Origin of the sequence: Methylobacterium sp. W2 (assembly GCF_020662345.1) — a bacterium.
Taxonomy (GTDB): Bacteria; Pseudomonadota; Alphaproteobacteria; order Rhizobiales; family Beijerinckiaceae; genus Methylobacterium.
This window is the reverse complement of sequence record NZ_VMOA01000013.1, coordinates 107477-125549: the sequence shown is the minus strand read 5'-3', so window position 1 is coordinate 125549 and position 18073 is coordinate 107477. Positions and strand designations below refer to the sequence as shown.

The window sequence follows — 18073 nt, the reverse complement described above, 5'->3', positions numbered from 1 at the left end:
CCCCCCGGCGTGCTGGCACCCCGCCCGGCCTATATCGTGGACATCGCGGCGCCGCCGCCCGAGGACGAGCTGCTCGCCCTCCCCGTCCCCTCTTCGAGCCGGTTCCGGCCTATGTGAGCGCGCCTGCCTATCTGGTCGCGCCGCCGGACAACGTCATCTACCAGAACATCCACAACACGGTGGTGATCAACGAGATCAACCGGCGCGTCATCGAGCGGCCGCGCGGACCTTCGGCGGCGGCCCTGGTGGGCGGCGCCGCCGGCCTCGGGGCGGCGGCTCTCGCCGCCCGGGTGGCGCTGCCGCCCTCCCTGTCGCACCGCGCCGGCCGTCCTGACGCCGGCCCCAACGCCGACGGCCCTCGCCGCGACCGCCCCGGCCTGCCGCCGGGCGCCCGCGACGAAAGGCCGAACGATCCCCGCATCGGCCGCCCGCTCCCTGCGGTGAACGCTCCTGCCCCGCACGCCGGACGGCCGGACGCGAGGGCGCTGCCCGAGCCGACGAGGCCGGTGGCGAACACGCGCCCATCCGGTGACGTCGGCGGACCGCCGGACCGCGTGCGCCCGGGGGACGGCAAGACCGGGCCCGACCGGAAGACTGCCATCGACCGTCGCAACCCGGCCGACGCGGCGATCCCGGCCGGCCCCGGAGCCGGACGCAGCAACGCCGATCCCGCCGACCGCGCGGCCTTGCGCCGGGAACGGATCGAGCGCCGGGAGGCGGCCCGCGCCGCGAAAGCCGAACGGCCGGAGCTGCGTCCCGCCCTCGACCAGCCGCGGGCCGAGCGCGCCCGCGAGGGGCGTCCGGGCCATGATCGGGTGGCCCGGCCGGGCGTCGAGCCGAACGGCCCGGAGCGCGCCAGACGGGAGCCGGCCAACCCCAATCGCGAGGCACTCGGCCAGCCGCCGCGACGCGGCCCCGATTCCGATGCCCTGCAACGCCAGCAGCAGAGGCTTCAGATCCAGGAGGCCCGCCAGCAACAGCGCATGCAGATGGAGCAGCAGCAGGCCGCCCGGCGCCAGCAGGGTCAGGCCCAGCAGCAGCAGATGATGCAGCGCCAGCAGATCCAGGAGAACCGCCAGCAGCAGCGGATGCAGATGGAGCAGCAGCAACAGGCCCAACGCCAGCAGATGCAGGCGCAACAACAGATGCAGCAGCGTCAACAGATGCAGGCCCAGCAACAGCAGCAACAGGCCGCCCAGCGGCAACAGATGATGCAACAACAGCAGCAGCAACAGGCGGCTCAGCGCCAGCAGAAACAGGCTCCGCCATCGGGAGGGAACCCGCACTGCCATCCGGGCCGGCCCTGCCGCTGAGGCGGAGGCGATGAAGCGGGAGGATGAGCCCGGACCTAATTTTGGACCTCGATGAGATCGACTTACATTGAGCAGCGCTGATGCCGGCCGATGGTCATCCTCAGCGCGTTCGGCGGACGCCCGCCGCGCGGGAGGTCAGTCGAGCTCGTTCGAGAATGCCCGCGCGAGCCGCTCGACCGTCGCATCGTCGACACCGTCGGCAACAAAGTCGGCGCGCCAGGAGCGCATGCGGATGGCGAGGGTGGCGACGATGTCTCGGGCCTCATCCCGCGAGAGGTCGAAATCCTCGACCCGAGCTAGGCAGTAGCCGGTGGTCGGATAGCTCCCGGATCGACCGACGCCGATGGCTTGCTGGGTATCCATATCCGGTTGAGGGACCACGTCGAAGGCCTGGGACAACCGCCATCCGTCGCCGCATCGGAGGAAGGCGTGGTTCTTGAGGTGATCGTCCCGGTTGCCGCACAGGACGTTGAACACCATGCGGTGGAACAGTTCATGACGGTCGGACACGGGCCGCGCGCCGTGCCGGAGGAGGAACATGGCGAGGTCGGAGTAGGAACCAGAATCGGAGGTTTCCTCCAATCCGAGCGCGGTCAATCCGCTCATGTAGTGGCATGTCGGGTGGTAGGGGGCCGCAGCGCGGTCGAAGCGCTTCACCAGGACGACCTTGCGAGGCCCGACGGCGAGAACCCGTGTTTCGGTGGCGTCGATCCCGCAACGGGATGCCAGACGCATGGTCGCGTGCTCCGCGCCGCATTGGTCGTAGGTGTCGTCCCGCCTTTGGAACTTGGCGATCCATAAGGCGCCCTCGGACTCGATGACGGCCTTCGGTCGGGCGCCGCCCATGCTCATGCCCGCGGTCCAGAGGCGGGCGGCCAGCCCTTCGACCGCCTCGCCTCGTTCCAGACGCTCGAACCCGTCCGCAATACTGTCGAGGTCGGCCGTGGCCGCGTAGCCCGGACGCGGTGACGGGGGAGCCGGGGTTTCGGAGAAGGCGAGGCAGCCGACGCGCTCGTCTCCGGGGGCGAGCAACCAGTCAGACGGCATCATCGGGGGAGAATCGTGAGGCCGACGATGTTCGACGAGCCGTCGCCCCCAACGGTCCGGGGTGGCATCCGCCAGGACGCCCGGAAGTCGGCCGCGGCCAGTGCTCCTGAACGGCCCCGGCTGAAGCGGCAAGTGGTCCGGGTCCAGGGCGAAAGCCCGGCCATGACCGTTCCTCAGTCAGGACCCGACATAGGCGAATTCCCCGTAGGACCGACTGGCCGCGGGGACGACGAGCCGGTAGCGGCCGACGAGGTCCGTGGCGCCGTCCTCGCGGCGGACATGGACATAGACGTCAGAGGTCATCGAGGTTCACGTCGCGCGGGCGACGCCCACGGCTGGGAAGGCGGCTGGTCTCGATGGAAGCGGCCCGGTGATCGTTCTCGGGGCTGACCGCATGCCGGACGGCCGGGAAGAGGCCGAGGGTCCAGACGGCCCTGGCGAAGACGCCGAGCGAAACCGTAGGATCGCCTCTCTCGAGCTTGCGCAATGTCGGGAGAGAGACCCCCACGCGGGACGCGAGGTCGGATGCGGGCTGACGTCGGCGCAGTCGCGCGGCCCGGATGGCCTGCCCGATCTCGCGAAGCCCCTCCGAAACCTCGAAGGGAGCGTGTGCCGAGCGTTCGTTCGTTATGCCACCATCCTTGCATCTCAGGCAGCTTAGATGAAATCATGCCGCCCGGCAGGGGCAGGGAGACGGCCGGTCGAGTTTGGATCGGTTCCCCGCATGCTCCGCCCACGGCTGAGAGGAGGGCGAACGCCTGGGCCGCACCGGACCCCGTATCGGCCTCCGCTCGCGGGCAGGGTGCGGAACGCCGCCTCGCCCCGCCGCGCGCCGGCACCGGCCCATCTATTTCGACACCGTCCGGGTTGTGGTCCCGTCCTTGTTGTCCTTGACGGCGGCCATGGCGACGAGGGCATCGCAGCACGCCCATGTCGATCGTCGGCCCTGCTACTCGTGCGTCGGCATCGGCTGCGGCAACGTCCGCAGGTCGCCGGGCTGGCTCGGGTCGATTTCACCGACGAGGGCCGGCTTCAGGTCATAGAGACCGGAAATGGCTTCGAGGGCGGCGATCGCGTCCTGATTGATGCCCCAGCGCGTCACCGTCGCCACGAAGGCGCGGGTCGTCATCAGCGTCACGGGGAAATCCACGTCGAGGAACAGGGTCGCGACCTTCCGGTCCTCGTAGAGCACGACCGCCGAACTCGCCTCGGCCGGATGCCAATGCGCCACGAACTCGCGCAGCGCCTGCTCGCCGGAATCGCGCAGGGCGGATTTCAGCAAGGCATCCCCTGCTGGAGTCCGCGGCCGGGCGCGCAGGGCCGCGACACCGATGCCGACCACGGTCTCGACCCGGAGCGCGGCGTCACCGAGGCCGTCGATCCAGGCGGCGATTTCGGCAGCAAAGGGCTTGGAGAGGTCGCCGACCACTTCTTCCTCGACCCGGTCCACCAGTACGATCCGCCGGTTGAGACCGCGCAGCGTATCGAGGATGCCCGCCGCGGCGAGCCGGATCAGCGGACCCGCATCGGCCACGACGATCGGCTGGCGATCCGAGGGGGCGATCATTTCGTTATCGTCCAGGTGGTCGTGCCGTCCTTGTTGTCCTTCACGGTGACGCCCATGGCGGCGAGGGCGTCGCGGGCGCGGTCGGAGGCGGGCCAGTCCTTGACGGCGCGGGCGGTGCGACGGGCCTCGATCGCGGCTTCCACTGCCGCCACGTCGACGCCGGCGGCGGCGATGGCGCTGTCCGCCCGCGCCGACTGCGTCCGCCCGAGGAGGCCGAGGAGACCCGCCCCGGCCTTCAGCGTCGCCGGGTCGTCGAGGCGGTGCAGCTCGGCGAGGGCGGCAGCGGTGTTGAGATCGTCGAGGAGCGGTTCCACCACCGAGGCCGGCACCTCGGCGCTGGCGGCCACGTCGCCGACGATGCCGTACCAGCGGTCGATCATCTTCGCCGCCTCCTCCAGCCCGCGCACGGTCCAGTCGATGGGCTGGCGGTAATGCGTCTTCAGCATCGCGAGGCGCACGACCTCGCCGGGCCAGTCCTTCAGCACCTCGCGTAGGGTGATGAAGTTGCCCAGCGATTTCGACATCTTCTGCCCCTCCACCTGGAGGAAGCCGTTATGGAGCCAGACATGGGCCATGACGTCGGTGGCAAAGCAGCAGCGCGACTGGGCCACCTCGTTCTCGTGATGGGGGAAGATCAGGTCGATGCCGCCGGCATGGATGTCGAAGGTCTGGCCGAGATGCTTCCACGCCATCGCCGAGCACTCGATGTGCCAGCCGGGCCGCCCCGGCTCGGCGATGCCGGCCGGCGAAGGCCATGACGGTTCGCCGGGTTTGGAGGGCTTCCACAGGACGAAGTCGAGAGGCGAGCGCTTGTAGGGGGCGACCTCGACCCGTGCACCGGCTTCCATCTCGTCGAGGGGCCGTTTCGAGAGCGCGCCGTAATCCGGCATCGCCGGCACGTCGAACAGCACATGGCCTTCCGCCACATAGGCATGGCCCGACGCCACCAGCCCGTCGATGATGGCATGCATCTCGGCGATGTGGTCGGTGGCGCGGGGCTCGACGAAGCGCGGGCGCTCGCCCGCCACGTTCACGTCCTCGGCCATCAGCACGCCGAGGTCGCGGATGTCGCCGTGGAAGGCGGCGAGCGTCCCGTCGGTGAGTTCGCGGATGGTGATGCCGCGCTCGGCCGCGCGGGCGTTGATCTTGTCGTCCACGTCCGTGACGTTGCGGGCATAGGTGACCTGCGCCTCGCCGTAGAGGTGGCGCAGCAGCCGGAACAGCAGGTCGAACACGATGATCGGCCGGGCATTGCCGATATGGGCGGCGTCATAGACCGTCGGCCCGCAGGCATACATCCGCACATGCGTCGGATCGATCGGCGCGAACGGCGCCTTCTCGCGGGTCAGCGTGTTGTAGAGCCGCAACATCGGCGCCATGAAACCGTCTTTCGTAACCCTGGGACGCGACGGCTCCGCCACCTGCGGAGGCCACCTGTCCCCATGCCCTAAATCCCCGGAACCGATCAACTTTTACGATGAGCGAGGCATGCGCCCCGCAACCGCGATGACCGGACAGGCCGGACGCCAAGCACCGTGCGTGTTGCATTGAGGCGACGGACCCTGCCGACCAACTGCGCTACCCCAAAACGGTGATGAATTCGAGAACGACGCCGGGAGAGGTTCGGTCGAGGTCGCGACAATCCGGAAAGGATTTGTTTACCGACGAGGCCGAGATTTTCCCAAACGCGAATCCTCCCATCCGGTGAATCCAGCCTTTCGCGGATCCCGTCATCAAGGTCACTGCCCATGCGACGCTCGGCTGCCGGTCTCGGCGCTCTCTGCGCCCTCGCGCTCATTTCCTCCGCCGCCCTGGCCGTCGATGACGGCGAGAAGCCGGCCCGCGCGCCCGGTCAGGTGGAGAAGACCTTCCTGATCCCCGCCGGCGAAGGCTACGGCGTCGGCGAATGCCTCGCGGCGGGCAGCGGCTCCTGCGGGCAGGTCGTGGCCGATGCCTGGTGCGAGGCGCAAGGGTTCGCGGTGGCCGGCTCTTTCGGCCTTGCCGCCCCCGAAGACCATACCGGTGCGATCAACCAACCGGAGACGCGGACGCCCGTCGAACCGCCGATCCGCATCACCTGCAAAGATTGACCCGCAGGGACTGACCCGCAGGGACCGACCTCTCCGGGTTCGAGGCGGCCCGGCTTCGCGCCGGCGCCGCCTCCGGGCCGGATCAGCCCTTGAAGAAATCGCCGCAACGGGGCGGCGCCTCGGTGGTGCCCCACGGCATCAGCGGCACCGCCGTGGTGGAGTTCTTGGGCGAGCCCTGGATTACCTTGTCGGAATAGACCATGTAGATCAGCGTATTGCGCTTCGCGTCGCAGCCGCGCACGATCTGCATCGACTTGAAGATCAGCGACCGCCGCTCGCTGAACACGACTTCGCCCTGCTTGAGCTTGTCCTTCGGATTCTTGAACGACACCGGGCCGACCTGCCGGCAGGCGAGGGAGATGTCAGAGACATCCTCGGCGAGACCGAGCGTGCCCTTGATTCCCCCCTTCTCGGGCTGCGTGTACCAGCACGCGATCCCGGCAACCTCGGGGTCGTCGATGCCGTAGACCACCAGCTTGTCGTTGGGGGTAAGCGGACGCCACACGGTGGATTTGTCGAAGATCCGGTCCGTATCGTCGGCGCGCGCCGCCGTCCCACCCATCACCAGCGCCGCCAACCCCGCCGCCGCCACGCGGCCTGTGAAACTCCGAAGACACATCATCACATCATTCCCCTCAAGTTTGCCGATGGGCATGTGGGAACACTGTCGCGCTCTGGCGAGGGCGGTTAGACACCCTTTGCAAAGGCGTTCTTCCGTACCCTGCCCGAGGGCCGGAACCGCCCAGCTTCACACCCGTTTCTGACAGGTCATGCCGCTGATCCCTCCACAGATCCGCAAGCTCGTCGCAACGCTCGGCGCCGCCATGGCCGCCATCGCGTTCGGGACAGCCGTCCAGGCGCAGGCACCCAATGCCCAGTGCCAGCGATACCGCTTCGAACTCGCGAATCTCAGCGAAGGCGCCAACACCGCGCGCGCCCTGCAGAACGAGATCGGCCGGCTTGAGGCCTATTACCGGACCCTGAGCTGCGAGGGCGGCAAGTTCCTGTTCTTCGATTCACGCCCCCCGCAATGCGGCGCGGTAGAGCAGCGCATCCGGGCGCTCCAGGCCGGCTACGGCGCCGAGAACGGCGAAGTCACCGCCGCCCGGCGGCGCCAGCTCACGGCCGCCATCGCCTCCTCCTGCGCCGAGACCGGTCCGAAGATCGTGGAGGGCGTGGCGGGCGTGGTGGGCGAGCAGCGCGGACGGGGCGGGCCGCAGGTGGTCTGCGTCCGGACCTGCGACGGCGCCTATTTCCCGATGAACAACCTGCCCGATGGGCGCGAGGGCGCCAACGAGCTGTGCCAGGCCCTGTGCCCCGGCACCGAGGCGGTGGCCTATTCGATGCCCAACGGCGATGACGGGCTGAAACAGGCCGCATCGCTCAAGGGCAGCCGCGCCTATGTCTCGCTCGCCAACGCCTTCAAGTTCCAGAAGAGCTTCACGCCGGACTGCTCGTGCAAGAAGGCGAACCAGACCTGGGCCCAGTCCCTGGTGAAGGCCGAGAGCATGCTCGTCCGGCACAAGGGCGACATCTTCGTGACGCCGATGCAGGCCGAGGCGATGTCGCGGCCGAAGGTGCGCGTCACCCTCGCGGGCCGTGCGGACAAGACCGTGGCGGCCATCGCCGCCGATGCGGCGACCCGGAACGGCGCCATCCTGTCCGATGGCGGCGTGGTCCGCGACGGCGCGGCTGCGGAGGCGGCGGCCACCGGCCGCGACGAGCGCGCCGCGATCCGCATCATCGCTCCCAACATGATCGCGGTCCCGGCTCGCGTCGCCGCGCCCTAACGGAAATCCACAAACGGGCGAGCGACAATCGCCGCTCCCGTCGCGACGTCAAGCGACCCCGGCGACGCGTCCCATAACCGACTGAGGGCGAAAGACTTTCTCCATCAGCTCCGCCAACTCCGTGTCACGATTGCGGATCACGGGCGGACGGTCCGGCAAGGAATCCGGAACCATCCGGGCTCCATTCGGTTCCGATGGCCACATCCACGTTTGTGAGTGACCATCCATGCGGACCACCCGCCTTCTCTTTCTGACCAGCACCATGCTACCGGCCCTGATCCTATCGGGCCCGCTCTCGGCCAGCCCCCACACAGGCGGATCGGGCGTGATGCTGCTCGCGCAGGCGGGTCCGGGAGCCGAGCGCGGCGACCCGCGCGGAGGCGGCGATGCCCCCCGTGGCGGTGCGGGCAGGCCGGAGAGAGCCGAGCGTCCGGAGCGCGCAGAGCGCCCGGACAGGGCCGAACGTCCTGAGCGCGCCGAACGTCCGGACAGGGCGGAGCGCCCCGAGCGCGCCGAACGCCCTGAGAGAGCCGAACGTCCCGAGCCGCGCCAGGAGAAGGCCCCCGCCCGAGAAGAGCGCGCCCCGGCCGAGCGGCCTGTCCGCCCCGAGCGTCCTGATCGCCCCGAGCGTCCCGAAAAACCCGACCGCGCACCGGCCGAACGGCCGGCCCCTCCGGCCGCACGCGAGCGCACTCCCGATCCGGCCCCCGCCAAGCCGGCGCCGAAGGAAGCTCCGGCCCCGCGCGAGCGTGCCCCGGCCGCTCCCGAGCGCGACGCGACGCCCGATCGTCCCGCCCGCCCCGAGCGTGGCGACAGACCCGACCGGAACGAGAAGCCGGACAGGCCCGAAAGGCCAGACCGCAGCGACAAGCCGGACAGGAGCGCCAAGCCCGAGCGTGGCGAAAGACCCGATCCGAGCAGCAAGACTGATCCGAGCAGCAAGCCAGACCGCGGGGACAAGCCCGAGCGTGAGGGCAGGCCGGACCGGAACGACAAGGCCGATCCCGTCCGTCGTGGTGGGCCGGACGCGACTCCGGATGGCAAGACACCGGATGCCAGGACGCCGGACGCCAAGACCCCGGACGCCAAGACACCTGAGACGAAAGCCCCCGACGCGAAGCCCGCTCCCAATGCACGCCCCGGTGTTCCGGGAAAGCCGTTCGTCCCGCCGGGTCAGGCGCAGGAGAAGAGCGACCGTGATGACCGGCGCGGGCCGGACGACAAGCGTGGAGCGGATGACCGGCGCGGGCCAGACGACCGGCGTGGGCCGGACGACAGGCGCGGAGCGGACGACAACCGGCCCGGTAGCCCAAACCGCCCGACGGCGGGTGATCCCGAGCGGCGCAGCGAGATCGAGCGGCGCGACCGCGAACGCCGCGAGGCTTTCGAGCGCAAGGACGAGCGTGATCGCCGCGACGTGTTCAACCGTCCGGGCCGGCCCGGCTATGTCGAGGGCGGCTTCCGTGGCAACGACGTGCGCAGCTACGACGAAGTCCGTCGCGACCGGCGCGAGTTCAACGAAGGCGGGCGGACCTATATCCGCGAGCCCGGCCGCATCATCGTGCGGGATCGCGACAATTACTTCATCCGGCACGACGAGAACGAGCGCTTCCGCTATCTCGACCGCGGCGCCTATCGCAGCGAGCGCCGTGGCGGCGACACGATCACCTATCTCGACCGTCCGGGCGGCATCCAGATCGTCACCGTGGTGGATGATGACGGCCGCCTCGTGCGCCGTTCGCGCCGCTTCCGCGACGGGCGCGAGGTCGTGATCATCGATAACGGCTTCGGTGGTCCGCAGCGTCCCATCTACGAGGACGTGGTCGATCTGCCGCCGCCGGACATCCGCATTCCCCGCGACCGCTACGTGGTGAACTACGAAGGCGCCGACGAACGGCAGGTCTACGAGGCCCTGTCCGCCCCGCCGGTGGCGGCGGTGGATCGGCGCTACACCCTCGATCAGGTGCGTTACAGCCCGCAGCTGCGGGCACGGATGCGCAGCGTCGACATCGACACGATCACCTTCGATACCGGATCGTTCGACGTGACGCCGGACCAGGCCTCGCGGCTCGGCAACATCGCGGCGGCGATCAACCAGGCGGTGAAGGCCAACCCGCAGGAAGTGTTCCTCATCGAGGGCTACACCGATGCGGTGGGCAGCGAGGTCGACAACCTGTCGCTCTCGGATCGTCGCGCCCAGTCGGTGGCCACGGTGCTCAGCCAGAACTTCCAGGTGCCGCCGGAGAACCTCACCACCCAGGGCTACGGTGAGCAATCCCTCAAGGTGAACACCCAGGACGCCTCGCGGGAGAACCGTCGGGTCACGGTGCGCCGCATCACCCCGCTGATCCAGCAGCAGGGCGAGGCCGCCGAGGCGCCGCCCAAGTAAGTTGTACCGGCAAGTCGGCCAAGTAATTCAGCTTGGCCGCATTGTCGTGACGTCACGGGCCGCATGTCTCGAAAGAGGGGTGCGGCCCGCGCCGTTCCGTGCTTCCCCAACACTCCCGCAAAGCGCGTCACCGCCCCCGCGAGCGCGCGACACTCAAGGAGACCGGCGACCATGGCCGAGGAGAGCGACCGCCTGATCACGGCGGGGACGCCGATCTTTCGTCGGACCACGCTCGCTTTGTTCGCCGCGGGCTTCTCCACCTTCGCCGTGCTCTACAGCGTCCAGCCGCTGATGCCGGTCTTCGCCGATGAGTTCCACGTCTCGCCGGCCGAGAGCAGCCTGTCGCTGTCGCTCCCCTGCGCGATGCTGGCCCTGGCGCTCCTCGTCGTCAGCCCGCTCTCCGAGGTGTGGGGGCGCAAGCCGATCATGGTCGCCTCCCTCTTCGCCTCGGCGATCCTCACCCTCATCGCCGTGATCGTGCCGAGCTGGCACGGGTTCCTGGCCCTGCGCGCGCTCACCGGACTCGCGGCGAGCGGCCTGCCGGCGGTCGCGATGGCCTATCTCAGCGAGGAAATGGATTCCCGCGCCATCGGCCTGTCCATGGGGCTCCTCATCGGCGGCAACGCCATGGGCGGCATGGTCGGGCGACTGATCGCCGGCATCATCACCGACCATGCCTCGTGGCGGGTGGGTCTTGGGACCATCGGGGTTCTGGCCCTTTTTGCCGCCATCCTGTTCTGGCGCGGCCTGCCGCCATCGCGGCGCTTCCTCGCGAACCGGATGCGCTGGCGCCAGGTTCCGGGCACGTTCGGCCAGCATTTCCGCGATCCGGGCCTGCCCTGGCTCTTCGCTGAAGCGTTCCTGCTCATGGGCGGCTTCGTCAGCGTCTACAATTATGTCGGCTTCCGCCTGCTCGACCCGCCCTACAACCTCAGCCAATCGGCCATCGGCGCGATCTTCGTGGTCTATCTGGCCGGCACGTTCAGCTCGGCGGTGACCGGCGAGGTCGCCAGCCGGCTCGGGCGGCGCAGGGTGCTGTGGCTCGCGATCCTGCTCGGCCTCGTCGGCATCCTGATGACCCTGTCCGAGCGCCTTCCCCTCATCATCGCCGGCATCGTCGTGGTCACGGTCAGCTTCTTCGGCGCCCATTCGGTGGCGAGTTCCTGGATCGGGCGGCGGGCCCTGCGCGACCGGGCGCAGGCCTCCTCGGTCTATCTGTGTCTGTATTACCTGGGCTCGTCGGTGCTCGGCACGGCGGGGGGCTGGTTCTTCGAACATGCGGGATGGTCGGGGGTCGTCGCCTTCTTCGGCGGCCTCTACGGTCTCGCGCTGGCCATCGCGCTCCATCTGTCACGCCTGGCCCCCCTCGTTCCGGGTCCGTCGTCCGACCCCGACCGTTGACCCGCCCGCCGCGACCGCCCATCTAGTCGCTCGTCGCCGCTCACCGAAGCGACAGGCGAGCGATCGCCGCCAACTGAGCAACGGGCGAGTCATCGCCGCCAACCAAGGAAGTCCGGCTCGCTTGGTCCAAGCGGCTCCGGCTTACGGAACCGAACGTGTTCGAGCTCGCCGTCGCCGTCGCCCTGATCGCCCTCAACGGGGCCTTCGCGCTGTCCGAACTCGCCGTCGTCTCGTCACGCAAGACACGGCTGCGGATGATGGTGGAGGCGCGCCGGCCCGGCGCTCAGGCCGCGCTGACCCTGGCGGAGGATCCGGGACGCTTCCTCTCCGCCGTCCAGATCGGCATCACCCTCGTCGGCATCCTGTCCGGCGCCGTCTCCGGCGCGGCCCTCGGCGAGCGCCTCACCGAGATCCTGTCCGAGGCGGGCCTGTCGAAACCGGTGGCCGATCCTCTCGGCTACGGGATCGTCATCGCCATCATCACCTATCTGTCGGTGATCATCGGCGAACTCGTGCCCAAACACGTGGCCCTGCGTGACCCGGAGGGCATCGCCTGTTTCGTCGCCCGGCCGATGCGCCTGATCTCGCGGATCGCGCTTCCGGCGGTCTGGCTTCTCGACGCCTCCACCCGCGCGGTGTTCCGGGTATTCGGGCAGGAAGCCTCCAGCGCCAGCGCCGTTACCGAGGAGGAGATCCGCACCATCGTCGCGGAGGCCGAGACGGCGGGGGTGATCGAGACCGACGAGCGCAAGATGATCGCCGGCGTGCTGCGCCTCGGCGACCGCGCCGTGCGGGGTGTCATGACCCCGCGCACCGACGTCCACTGGATCGACCTCGACAAAGAGCCGGAGGAGATCCGCGCCATGCTGGTGTCGAGCCCGCATTCGCGCATCCCGGTCGGCGAGGGCAATCCGGACAACATGCTCGGCGTCGTGCAGGTGCGCGAACTGGTCAAAGCACTCATCGAGAACGAGCGGTTCGACCTGCGCGCCTATATCCGCAGCGCCCCGGTGCTGCCCGACACCCTGGACGCTCTCGACGCCCTCACCGCCCTCCAGGCGGCGGAGGTGCCGATGGCCCTGGTCCATGACGAGTACGGCCATTTCGACGGGCTCGTGACCCCGGCCGACATCCTCGACGCCATTGCCGGCGCGTTCCATTCGGAGGATTCCGAGCCCGAGGCGGTGCAGCGCCAGGACGGGTCCTGGCTCATCGCCGGCTGGATGCCGGTGGACGAGATGGCCGACCAGCTCGGCATCAAGATCGAATCGAGCCGGGATTACGAGACCGCCGCCGGCCTCGTCATCGCCAAGCTGCAGCGCCTGCCGGAGACCGGCGAGACCTGCGACATCGCCGGCTGGCGCTTCGAGGTGGTGGATCTCGACGGGCGCCGCGTGGACAAGATCCTGGTGTCGCGGATCGCCTGATCCACGCGACCTCCGACGGCCTCGAACCAACAGGCTGCGGACCCGGTATCGCGGCATGTTCCGGGCAGGGACGCGGTCCCCTATCCGTCCCGTCCGTCCCGGGACGCCCGGTGCGTGATGAGGGGATCGCCTCACCGCACACGGTATGATCATCGGCGGGCAAACCGTCCGCCCGATAGTAACCCCGCATTCCGTGACCGCCGACAGCACCGTGCAGGCGACCTCGTCGCGCCGCGTGCGATGCGCGATACGATGCTGTCTTCTGACCCAATCCTCACCAATGGCGCCACACCCAACGATTTGACTTCATCCGGGGAAAGTCGAAGTAAGTATTATTTTTAAATACCGATTATTTGTATAGCTACCGTTATTAATCGTTCTTTAAGCTATAAACGTTAAATCTTATTTGGGTATAATTTGCAAAATAGTTCATAGGACTTGGAGAGAGCGATGCGGTTCGTCAGTCACATCAGCGTCATTCTGAAAATTGCGCTTCCCCTTGCCCTGATGGGCATCATGGCGATCGGGCTGGTGGTTTACGCACGCTCCGCGCTGATCAGCGTGGCCGAACAGACGAAGCACGTCGCCGACGTCCTGACCGTTCGGCAGGAGAATTACCTGCGGGCGCAGTACAACCTCGTGGACGCAACCCTGCTCAACCGCAACATCATCTTGGAGACCCGCCAAGATCGCCTGGCTGATTATAAACTTAAGTATACCAAATTGAATACCGCGCTCATGGCGTCACTGGATAAGCTGATTGCTCTCGCCGATACACCCGAGCGCCGTAAAATTGCCCTGGATGTTCAGCATATGGCAGTTTATTACTTCTCCATCCTGAACCGTGCGACCGAATTGGGGCTCCGCAATGAGAATGACCGTGCCATGCAGATCGTCCAGGAGGAAGGCCAGCCCGCCCGGATCAAGCTGATCGCTCTCCTCGAAGAACGTACCCAGCGGATCACGGAGGAGATGCAGGCCGGCAAGCACACGCTCGAAGCGGAAGTGGCCGACACCATCCAGCGTCTGATCGCCATCGCGGCCATCGGCCTCACCGTCACCGTGATCCTGGCCGGCCTCATCGTCACGACCGGCATCACCCGTCCGCTGGGCCATCTCGTTTCGGTCCTGCAGCGGATGGCGCAGGGCGACATCGATGCCGAGATCGCCGAAGCCAAGCGCGGTGACGAGATCGGCGCCGTGGGCAAGGCGGTGGAGCAGATCAAGGCCATGGTCGCCCGCAAGGCCGCCGAGGAGGCCGAGATCCGGCGCATCGCCGAAGACGCCGCCCAGGTGGAACGCAAGCGCACGATGATCGCGATGGCCGACAGCTTCGAGGGTGCCGTCGGCGGCATCATCGAGATGGTCTCGGCCTCCGCGACCGAACTCCAAGCCACCGCCCAGACCATGACCTCCACCGCCACGCAAACCGCCAGCCAGTCCATGACCGTGGCCGCCGCCGCCGAGGAAGCCGCCACCAACGTCAACACCGTCGCCGCGGCAGCCGAGGAACTCGGCGTCTCCGTGCAGGAGATCGGCCGGCAGGTCAGCGGATCGGCCAATCTCGCTCAGGGCGCCGTGACGGAGGCCGACCGGACCGCGCCCCTGGTGCAGACCCTGTCCCAGGCGGCCTCCCGCGTCGGCGACGTCGTCGGCCTGATCTCGAACATCGCGGCCCAGACCAACCTTCTCGCCCTCAACGCCACCATCGAGGCGGCCCGAGCGGGGGAAGCCGGCCGGGGCTTTGCCGTGGTGGCCACGGAGGTCAAGGAACTGGCCAGCCAGACGGCGCGGGCCACCGACGAGATCTCCAGCCAGATCGCCCAGATCCAGGGTGCCACCGGCGAGGCGGTCTCGGCCATCGCCTCCATCACGGCCCGCATCCGCGAGATCGACTCGGTGGCGACCACCATCGCCGCGGCGGTGGAACAGCAGGGGGCGGCGACCCAGGAGATCGTCCGCAACGTGGCCCAGGCCGCGACCGGAACGAGCGAGGTGACGAGCAACATCTCCGGTGTCGCCGGAGCCGCCGAGGAGACGGGGGCCGCCGCGTCCCAGGTTCTCGGCGCGGCAGGCGAACTCTCGCGCCAGTCCGAACACCTGAACGGCGAGGTCCGCCGCTTCCTCGACAGCGTCAGAGCCGCCTGAACGAAGGACATTCGGCCCGAACGGCACAGTGCTGCCATTCGGGCCGACGTCCCTCAGCGGGTTCGCATCGGCAAGCCAACGCTTCATCTCGCTCAGGCTTTTGAAGTGTCGCAGGTTTTTGTACGCAAAACCGGCGACACTGTTTGTGAAATCTGCTTAGCCTCGACCGCCGAGCCGGGACACCACCACCTGCCGTCCGATGAGCGGCAGCAGCCCCGACAGGTCCGGCCCGTGTTCCAGCCCCGTCACGGCGAGGCGGAGCGGCATGAACAGACCCTTGCCCTTGGCGCCGGTCCGCTCCTTCACCGCATTGGTCCAGGCCTTCCAGGTCTGGCCGTCCCAGGGCTCGGGCGGCAGCACGTCCAGGGCGGCGGCGGCGAAGCCCGCATCCGCGATGATCGGCGTCACCTCTCCTGCTACGATCCGCCACCATTCGGCGGCGTCCGCGACCTTGGTGAGGTTGGGCTGGATCACCGTCCAGAACGCCTGCGCGCGTTCCTCCGGGATGCCCATCGCGAGAAGGCGTTCGCGCGCCTCCTCATAGGGCATGGCATGGATCAGGCGGGCATTGAGCCCGTCGAGCTCCTGCGGGTCGAACTTCGCCGGGGCCCGCGAGATATGGGAGAGGTCGACCAGGGCGGCGAGTTCGTCGAGGTCCGGGACCGCGCGCACTGCCTCGGCCGAGCCGGTGAGCACGGCAAGCGAGCGCACCGCGCCGGGCTCGTAACCCGCCGCGCGCAGGCCCCGGAGCGACAGGTGGCCGAGACGCTTCGACAGGCCTTCGCCGTCGGCGGTGGTGAGCAGGTTGTGGTGGCCGAAGATCGGCGCCGGCTGGTCCAGGGCCTCGAAGATCTGCACCTGCACGCCGGTATTGGTGACGTGGTCCTCGCCGCGGATGACATGGGTGATCCCCATCTCGGCATCGTCCACCACCGAGGGCAGCGTGTAGAGGTAGCTGCCATCGGCGCGGATCAGCACCGGGTCCGAGAGGGAGGCGCAATCCACATGCGCCGGCCCGCGCACGAGATCGTCCCAGGCGACGGTGCGGGCATCGAGCTTGAAGCGCCAATGCGGCGTGCGCCCCTCGGCCTCCAAAGCCGCGCGCTCGTCATCGCGGAGGCCGAGCGCGGCGCGGTCGTAGATCGGTGGCTGGCCCCGTCCGAGCTGGCGCCGCCGGCGGCGCTCCAGTTCGTCCTGGGTCTCGTAGCAGGGATAGAGCCGGCCCGCCGCCTTCAGCCGCTCGGCCGCCGCGTCGTGGATGGCGGAGCGGTCCGACTGGCGGATGAAGAGATCGGGGACGATCCCGAGCCAGGCCAGATCCTCCGCGATGGCGCTCGCGAATTCCTCCGTGGAGCGCTCCCGATCGGTGTCGTCGAGGCGCAGCAGGAAACGCCCGCCGCGCGCCCGCGCGAACAGGGCATTCAGCAGCGCCGGGCGGGCGTTGCCGATATGGAGGAAGCCCGTGGGCGACGGTGCGAAGCGGACGAGGGGGGCGGATGTCATGCCCGCCCTCTAGCCGATTTTCGAGCGTCTGGGGACTGTCGGCCCCGAGGGGACCATCGATTCGGAACGACCCGTCAGCTCCAGGCGTGGAACGGCGGATGGACCCCGTTGAGGGCGTGGTTGCCGATGATCGCGTATTTCCAGCGTACCGGGTCGTGGAGGGTGTGGGTGCGGGCGTTGCGCCAGTGCCGGTCGAGGTTGCTCTCGGCGAGCGTCGAGCGCGTGCCGGCGAGCTCGAACAGCTTGCTGCTCGCCAGCACCGCGATCTCCGTGGTGAGCACCTTCGATTCGGCGACCGCGAGCTGGGCCGCCGCGACCGTCTCCGCGCTCGGGTTGGCCACCGCCTCGTCCAACGCGAGGCCGGCCCGGTCGAGGATGGCCTCGGCCGCATGGAGCCGGATCGTCAGCTCGCCGATCGCCTGGATCGTGTAGGGGTCGTCGGAGGCGCGGTCCTGGCCGCTATCGACCCAGGGGCGGGTCTTGGTACGGACGAAGGCGATGGTGTCGTCGATGGCCTCGCGGGCGATGCCGGCATCCACCGCCGCCTGGATGATCTGGAACACGGCGCCGTCGGAGCGCGGCTGCTCGTAGCCCTTCCAGGCCGGGACGAGATGGGTCTTGGGCACCCGGACGTCGTCGATGAGGACGGTGCCGCTCGCCGTGGTCCGCTGGCCGAAAGCGGACCAGTCGTCGATGACGGTGAGGCCGGGCGCGCCCCTGTCGGCGATGGCGTACCAGGCGCGCCCCTCGCCATCGAGGGCGACGATGGGGACGAGATGGGCGAGGAGCGCGCCCGTCGCATAGAACTTCTTGCCACGCACGATGACGTGGTCGCCGTCATCGACGAAATGGGTCTTGAAGTCGGTGGCGCGCGGGGTACCGATCTCGGAGAAAGCGTTGCCGAAGCGGGTGCCCTTCAGGACTTCGCCGAACAGCAGCGCCTGCTGCTCCGGGTCCGACACCGTGCGGATCGCCGCGACGATGCCCAGATGGTTCTGGGAGATCTGGCCGATCGAGGGATCGGCGGCCGAGATGATGGCGACGACCTGCGCCAGAGTCTTGTAGGACACCTCCGGCCCGCCGAAGACCTTGGGCACGTTGATCGACCACAGCCCGCTCTGCGAGAACGCGTCGAGCTCGGCATAGGGCCGCCGGTTGGTCTGGTCGCGCTCGGACGCGCCCTCGCGGAACTCCCCGGCGAGGGCATGGGCGACCCGGATCGCCTCGGCATCGTCACGGATGACATGGGCGGGGGATGCCGGACGGGGAACCGGCGGCGCGCCCCGGGCGGTTTCGAGCGACTGGGCACTGACGGCGATGTTCATGAGTAGCTCCAGGGTACCGGGCAAACGATGGGCTGGCTTGAACGGGCGTTTGAAGACCTCCGCCGGATCCCCC

15 protein-coding genes are annotated in these 18073 nt (G+C 68.7%); 7 read left to right on the top strand and 8 right to left on the bottom strand.

Annotated features, from left to right (window positions below; translation table 11 throughout):
- The first annotated feature begins 113 nt into the window (after positions 1-113).
- Positions 114-1313, top strand: a complete 1200-nt coding sequence (locus FPV16_RS09740; RefSeq protein ID WP_227438001.1) for a hypothetical protein — start codon at positions 114-116, stop codon at positions 1311-1313.
- Positions 1314-1448: 135 nt separating this feature from the next.
- On the opposite strand, the gene FPV16_RS09735 is transcribed toward FPV16_RS09740, so the two are convergent.
- The 5 genes from FPV16_RS09735 to cysS form a co-directional block, all read right to left on the bottom strand.
- Positions 1449-2363 (bottom strand): type II toxin-antitoxin system HipA family toxin, encoded by a 915-nt coding sequence (locus tag FPV16_RS09735; RefSeq protein ID WP_227438000.1) that lies wholly within the window; start codon positions 2361-2363, stop codon positions 1449-1451.
- 174 nt (positions 2364-2537) lie between these two features.
- Positions 2538-2663 carry a hypothetical protein gene (locus FPV16_RS26070; protein ID WP_264483770.1) on the bottom strand — a complete coding sequence of 42 codons (126 nt, stop codon included), beginning with the start codon at positions 2661-2663 and terminating at the stop codon, positions 2538-2540.
- Complete coding sequence (locus tag FPV16_RS09730) at positions 2653-2934, bottom strand: helix-turn-helix domain-containing protein (RefSeq protein ID WP_319802230.1); 282 nt, start codon at positions 2932-2934, stop codon at positions 2653-2655. Before FPV16_RS09730 ends, FPV16_RS26070 begins: the two co-directional genes overlap by 11 nt.
- A gap of 375 nt (positions 2935-3309) precedes the next feature.
- Positions 3310-3927 carry a hypothetical protein gene (locus FPV16_RS09725; protein WP_227437999.1) on the bottom strand — a complete coding sequence of 206 codons (618 nt, stop codon included), beginning with the start codon at positions 3925-3927 and terminating at the stop codon, positions 3310-3312.
- A complete protein-coding gene (gene cysS, locus FPV16_RS09720; RefSeq protein WP_227437998.1) occupies positions 3924-5306 on the bottom strand; it encodes a cysteine--tRNA ligase in 1383 nt (460 codons plus the stop codon). The genes FPV16_RS09725 and cysS overlap by 4 nt, the downstream gene beginning before the upstream one ends.
- Positions 5307-5675: 369 nt before the next feature.
- On the opposite strand from cysS, the gene FPV16_RS09715 reads away from it, so the two are divergent.
- Complete coding sequence (locus FPV16_RS09715; protein WP_227437997.1) at positions 5676-6017, top strand: hypothetical protein; 342 nt, start codon at positions 5676-5678, stop codon at positions 6015-6017.
- An 82-nt stretch (positions 6018-6099) separates the two neighbouring features.
- Here the strand turns inward: FPV16_RS09715 and FPV16_RS09710 are convergent, their stop codons facing one another.
- Positions 6100-6636, bottom strand: a complete 537-nt coding sequence (locus tag FPV16_RS09710; RefSeq protein WP_227438007.1) for a CreA family protein — start codon at positions 6634-6636, stop codon at positions 6100-6102.
- Between the two features lie 151 nt (positions 6637-6787).
- Here FPV16_RS09710 and FPV16_RS09705 point away from each other — a divergent pair, with 151 nt between their 5' ends.
- From FPV16_RS09705 to FPV16_RS09685, 5 genes are all read left to right on the top strand, one after another.
- Positions 6788-7807, top strand: coding sequence for a DUF2865 domain-containing protein (locus tag FPV16_RS09705; protein WP_227437996.1), 1020 nt, complete (start codon positions 6788-6790; stop codon positions 7805-7807).
- Between the two features lie 226 nt (positions 7808-8033).
- Positions 8034-10196, top strand: coding sequence for an OmpA family protein (locus FPV16_RS09700; RefSeq protein WP_227437995.1), 2163 nt, complete (start codon positions 8034-8036; stop codon positions 10194-10196).
- A gap of 171 nt (positions 10197-10367) precedes the next feature.
- The gene (locus FPV16_RS09695; protein ID WP_227437994.1) at positions 10368-11597 is read left to right on the top strand and encodes an MFS transporter; all 1230 of its coding nucleotides are present in this window, start codon (positions 10368-10370) and stop codon (positions 11595-11597) included.
- A gap of 155 nt (positions 11598-11752) precedes the next feature.
- Positions 11753-13024: a hemolysin family protein gene (locus tag FPV16_RS09690; protein WP_227437993.1), complete on the top strand. Its 1272-nt coding sequence runs from the start codon at positions 11753-11755 to the stop codon at positions 13022-13024.
- A 450-nt stretch (positions 13025-13474) separates the two neighbouring features.
- Positions 13475-15172, top strand: coding sequence for a methyl-accepting chemotaxis protein (locus FPV16_RS09685; protein WP_227437992.1), 1698 nt, complete (start codon positions 13475-13477; stop codon positions 15170-15172).
- A 156-nt stretch (positions 15173-15328) separates the two neighbouring features.
- Here FPV16_RS09685 and gltX read toward each other — a convergent pair whose 3' ends face one another.
- Both gltX and FPV16_RS09675 read right to left on the bottom strand, forming a co-directional pair.
- Positions 15329-16675 carry a glutamate--tRNA ligase gene (gltX, locus tag FPV16_RS09680; RefSeq protein ID WP_227437991.1) on the bottom strand — a complete coding sequence of 449 codons (1347 nt, stop codon included), beginning with the start codon at positions 16673-16675 and terminating at the stop codon, positions 15329-15331.
- A gap of 74 nt (positions 16676-16749) precedes the next feature.
- Positions 16750-18000, bottom strand: a complete 1251-nt coding sequence (locus FPV16_RS09675) for an SfnB family sulfur acquisition oxidoreductase (RefSeq protein ID WP_227437990.1) — start codon at positions 17998-18000, stop codon at positions 16750-16752.
- Between the last annotated feature and the right edge of the window lie 73 nt (positions 18001-18073).